We start from the raw sequence: 4,602 nt of genomic DNA on the forward strand, positions 1-4,602 counted from the left end.
TTAGATTTTTCTGTTTTTTAATGGAGAGTTTGATCCTGGCTCAGGACGAACGCTGGCGGCGTGCTTAACACATGCAAGTCGAACGATGAAGCTGTGCTTGCACAGTGGATTAGTGGCGAACGGGTGAGTAACACGTGAGTAACCTGCCCTCCACTTTGGGATAACTCCGAGAAATCGGGGCTAATACTGGATATGACTATGGCCCGCATGGGTTGTGGTGGAAAGTTTTTCGGTGGGGGATGGGCTCGCGGCCTATCAGTTTGTTGGTGAGGTAGTGGCTCACCAAGGCGATGACGGGTAGCCGGCCTGAGAGGGCGACCGGCCACACTGGGACTGAGACACGGCCCAGACTCCTACGGGAGGCAGCAGTGGGGAATATTGCACAATGGGCGAAAGCCTGATGCAGCGACGCCGCGTGGGGGATGACGGCCTTCGGGTTGTAAACCTCTTTCAGCAAGGAAGAAGCGAAAGTGACGGTACTTGCAGAAGAAGCGCCGGCTAACTACGTGCCAGCAGCCGCGGTAATACGTAGGGCGCAAGCGTTGTCCGGAATTATTGGGCGTAAAGGGCTTGTAGGTGGCTTGTCGCGTCTGCCGTGAAAACCCAGGGCTTAACTCTGGGCGTGCGGTGGGTACGGGCAGGCTAGAGTGCGGTAGGGGAGACTGGAATTCCTGGTGTAGCGGTGAAATGCGCAGATATCAGGAGGAACACCGATGGCGAAGGCAGGTCTCTGGGCCGTTACTGACACTGAGAAGCGAAAGCATGGGGAGCGAACAGGATTAGATACCCTGGTAGTCCATGCCGTAAACGTTGGGCACTAGGTGTGGGGAGCATTCCACGTTTTCCGCGCCGTAGCTAACGCATTAAGTGCCCCGCCTGGGGAGTACGGCCGCAAGGCTAAAACTCAAAGGAATTGACGGGGGCCCGCACAAGCGGCGGAGCATGCGGATTAATTCGATGCAACGCGAAGAACCTTACCAAGGCTTGACATGCACTGGATCGCTGCAGAGATGTGGTTTTCTTTGGACTGGTGCACAGGTGGTGCATGGTTGTCGTCAGCTCGTGTCGTGAGATGTTGGGTTAAGTCCCGCAACGAGCGCAACCCTCGTTCCATGTTGCCAGCACTTCGGGTGGGGACTCATGGGAGACTGCCGGGGTCAACTCGGAGGAAGGTGGGGACGACGTCAAATCATCATGCCCCTTATGTCTTGGGCTTCACGCGTGCTACAATGGTCGGTACAATGGGTTGCGATACTGTGAGGTGGAGCTAATCCCAAAAAGCCGGTCTCAGTTCGGATTGGGGTCTGCAACTCGACCCTATGAAGTCGGAGTCGCTAGTAATCGCAGATCAGCAATGCTGCGGTGAATACGTTCCCGGGCCTTGTACACACCGCCCGTCAAGTCACGAAAGTCGGTAACACCCGAAGCCGATGGCCCAAGCTTTATGCGGGGAGTCGTCGAAGGTGGGATCGGTGATTGGGACTAAGTCGTAACAAGGTAGCCGTACCGGAAGGTGCGGCTGGATCACCTCCTTTCTAAGGAGTTTACTTTTGCCCTGCACCGCTTTTTGTGGTGTGCGTGTTCTGCGCCGAGTGTGTGCAGCGCGTATGGGGCTGGGTGGAACATCAATAAAAGATGAGTGGCTTTCTGGTTGTGTTTGAGTACGCCCTGTTGTGGGGTTGGAAAGAGTGCGGTTGGGGGGTTGCTTGTTGTGGGCACACTATTGGGGTGTGAGGCTGCACGCGTGAGCGTTTTGGTCTTGTCCTCCCTGTTGCTGCTGACTGTGGTTGGTGGTGGTGGGTGTGGGGGTGTTGTTTGTCAACTGCATAGTGGACGCGAGCATCTTGTAAGCAATTTTTGTTACAGATAGTTCAATGTTTTTGGTCTATGTGTTCATTTTCGAGTGTTTCTAAGTTACTTAGAGCATACGGTGGATGCCTGGGCACAAGGAGCCGATGAAGGACGTGGGAGTCTGCGATAAGCCTCGGGGAGGTGACAACCGACCTGTGATCCGGGGATGTCCGAATGGGGAAACCCGCCGCGATGAGAGTCGTGGTACCCGCCGCTGAATGTATAGGTGGTGTGGGGGGAACGAGGGGAAGTGAAACATCTCAGTACCCTTAGGAAGAGAAAACAATAGTGATTGCGTGAGTAGTGGCGAGCGAAAGCGTAGGAGGCTAAACCATGCTGGTGTGAGACTCGGTAGGGGTTGCTGGTGTGGGGTTGTGGGGTGCATTTACACAATATCTACCGGTGTTGTGGCGTCGTGGTGTGTGGTAGGTGAAGCCTTGTGAGTGGGGCGCCATAGTGGGTGTGAGTCCCGTAGCTGAAACTGCATGGCCAGGCGTGGTGTTGCCCCGAGTAGGGCCGGGCTCGTGGAATCCGGTGTGAATCTGCCAGGACCACCTGGTAAGCCTAAATACTTCCTTGTGACCGATAGCGGACTAGTACCGTGAGGGAAAGGTGAAAAGTACCCCGGGAGGGGAGTGAAAGAGTACCTGAAACCGTGTGCTTACAATCCGTCGGAGCCTTGAGGGGTGACGGCGTGCCTATTGAAAAATGAGCCTGCGAGTTAGTGGTCGGTGGCGAGGTTAACCTGTGTGGGGTAGCCGTAGCGAAAGCGAGTCTGAATGGGGCGTTCAGTCGCCGGCTCTAGACCCGAAGCGAAGTGATCTATCCATGGGCAGTGTGAAGCGCGGGTAAGACCGTGTGGAGGCGCGAACCCACTTCAGTTGAAAATGGAGGGGATGACCTGTGGATAGGGGTGAAAGGCCAATCAAACTTCGTGATAGCTGGTTCTCCCCGAAATGCATTTAGGTGCAGCGTTGCGTGTTTCGTGCTGGAGGTAGAGCACTGGATAGGCGATGGGCCCCACCGGGTTACTGACCTTAGCCAAACTCCGAATGCCGGTACGTGAGAGCGTAGCAGTGAGACTGTGGGGGATAAGCTTCATGGTCGAGAGGGAAACAGCCCAGAACATCAGCTAAGGCCCCTAAGCGTGTGCTAAGTGGGAAAGGATGTGGAGTTGCTGAGACAACCAGGAGGTTGGCTTAGAAGCAGCCACCCTTGAAAGAGTGCGTAATAGCTCACTGGTCAAGTGATTCTGCGCCGATAATGTAGCGGGGCTCAAGTACACCGCCGAAGCTGTGTCACTCCATTTTTTGTGGGGTGGGTAGGGGAGCGTCGTGTGGCCGGTGAAGCTGCGGGGGAACCCAGTGGTGGAGGCTATGCGAGTGAGAATGCAGGCATGAGTAGCGAAAGACGGGTGAGAAACCCGTCCTCCGAATGATCAAGGGTTCCGGGGCTAGGTTAATCCGCCCCGGGTTAGTCGGGACCTAAGGCGAGGCCGACAGGCGTAGTCGATGGATAACGGGTTGATATTCCCGTACCGATAGTGTGAGGACCCATACCGAGGCGTGTGATGCTAACCACCCGAGCTGCTGCTTCCTTCCTTTTGGGTTGGTTGTTGGTGGTGAGGCTGGGAACCAAGTGCGTAGTAGGTCAGCGTGTGGGATGACGCAGTGAGGTAGCTTCCGCGGGGTAATGGTTGTCCCCGTTCAAGCGAGCAGCCCGAGTGCGAGTAATGTTGTGCTCTTGTGGGTGAGTCGTGATGAGGACCCTTTATTGGGGTAGGTGGGTGATCCTGGACTGCCGAGAAAAGTTCCGGCGTGACGAGCACTATTGCCCGTACCCTAAACCGACTCAGGTGATCAGGTAGAGAATACTAAGGAGTTCGAGAGAATCGTGGTTAAGGAACTCGGCAAAATTCCCCCGTAACTTCGGGAGAAGGGGGGCCTGAGGTGTGAGAGCACTGATGGCCGCAGAGACCAGGGAGAAGCGACTGTTTACTAAAAACACAGGTCCGTGCGAAGACGTAAGTCGCTGTATACGGACTGACGCCTGCCCGGTGCTGGAAGGTTAAGAGGACTGGTTAGCCCCTTGTGGGCGAAGCTGAGAATTTAAGCCCCAGTAAACGGCGGTGGTAACTATAACCATCCTAAGGTAGCGAAATTCCTTGTCGGGTAAGTTCCGACCTGCACGAATGGCGTAACGACTTCTCCACTGTCTCAACCGCGAACTCGGCGAAATTGCATTACGAGTAAAGATGCTCGTTACGCGCAGCAGGACGGAAAGACCCCGGGACCTTTACTATAGTTTGGTATTGGTGTTCGGAACGGCTTGTGTAGGATAGGTGGGAGACTGAGAAGCTGGCACGCTAGTGTTGGTGGAGTCGTTGGTGAAATACCACTCTGGTCGTTTTGGATTCCTCACTTCGAACCATGATCTGGTTCAGGGACAGTGCCTGATGGGTAGTTTAACTGGGGCGGTTGCCTCCTAAAGAGTAACGGAGGCGCTCAAAGGTTCCCTCAGCCTGGTTGGCAATCAGGTGTTGAGTGTAAGTGCACAAGGGAGCTTGACTGCGAGACAGACATGTCGGGCAGGAGCGAAAGCTGGAACTAGTGACCCGGCACCTCATTGTGGAATGGGTGTCGCTCAACGGATAAAAGGTACCCCGGGGATAACAGGCTGATCTTGCCCAAGAGCTCATATCGACGGCATGGTTTGGCACCTCGATGTCGGCTCGTCGCATCCTGGGGCTGG

The 4,602-nt window shown here is 55.3% G+C and carries 2 rRNA genes; both read left to right on the forward strand.

Features of this window, described 5'->3' with window-relative positions:
• Positions 1 to 17 precede the first annotated feature (17 nt).
• Positions 18 to 1,535: ribosomal RNA gene (locus HMPREF3157_RS06135) — 16S ribosomal RNA — on the forward strand.
• A gap of 372 nt (positions 1,536 to 1,907) precedes the next feature.
• A 23S ribosomal RNA gene (locus HMPREF3157_RS06140) occupies positions 1,908 to 4,602 on the forward strand; the annotation flags it as partial.

The organism is Dermabacter sp. HMSC06F07 (assembly GCF_001807345.1).
Taxonomy (GTDB): domain Bacteria; phylum Actinomycetota; class Actinomycetes; order Actinomycetales; family Dermabacteraceae; genus Dermabacter; species Dermabacter hominis.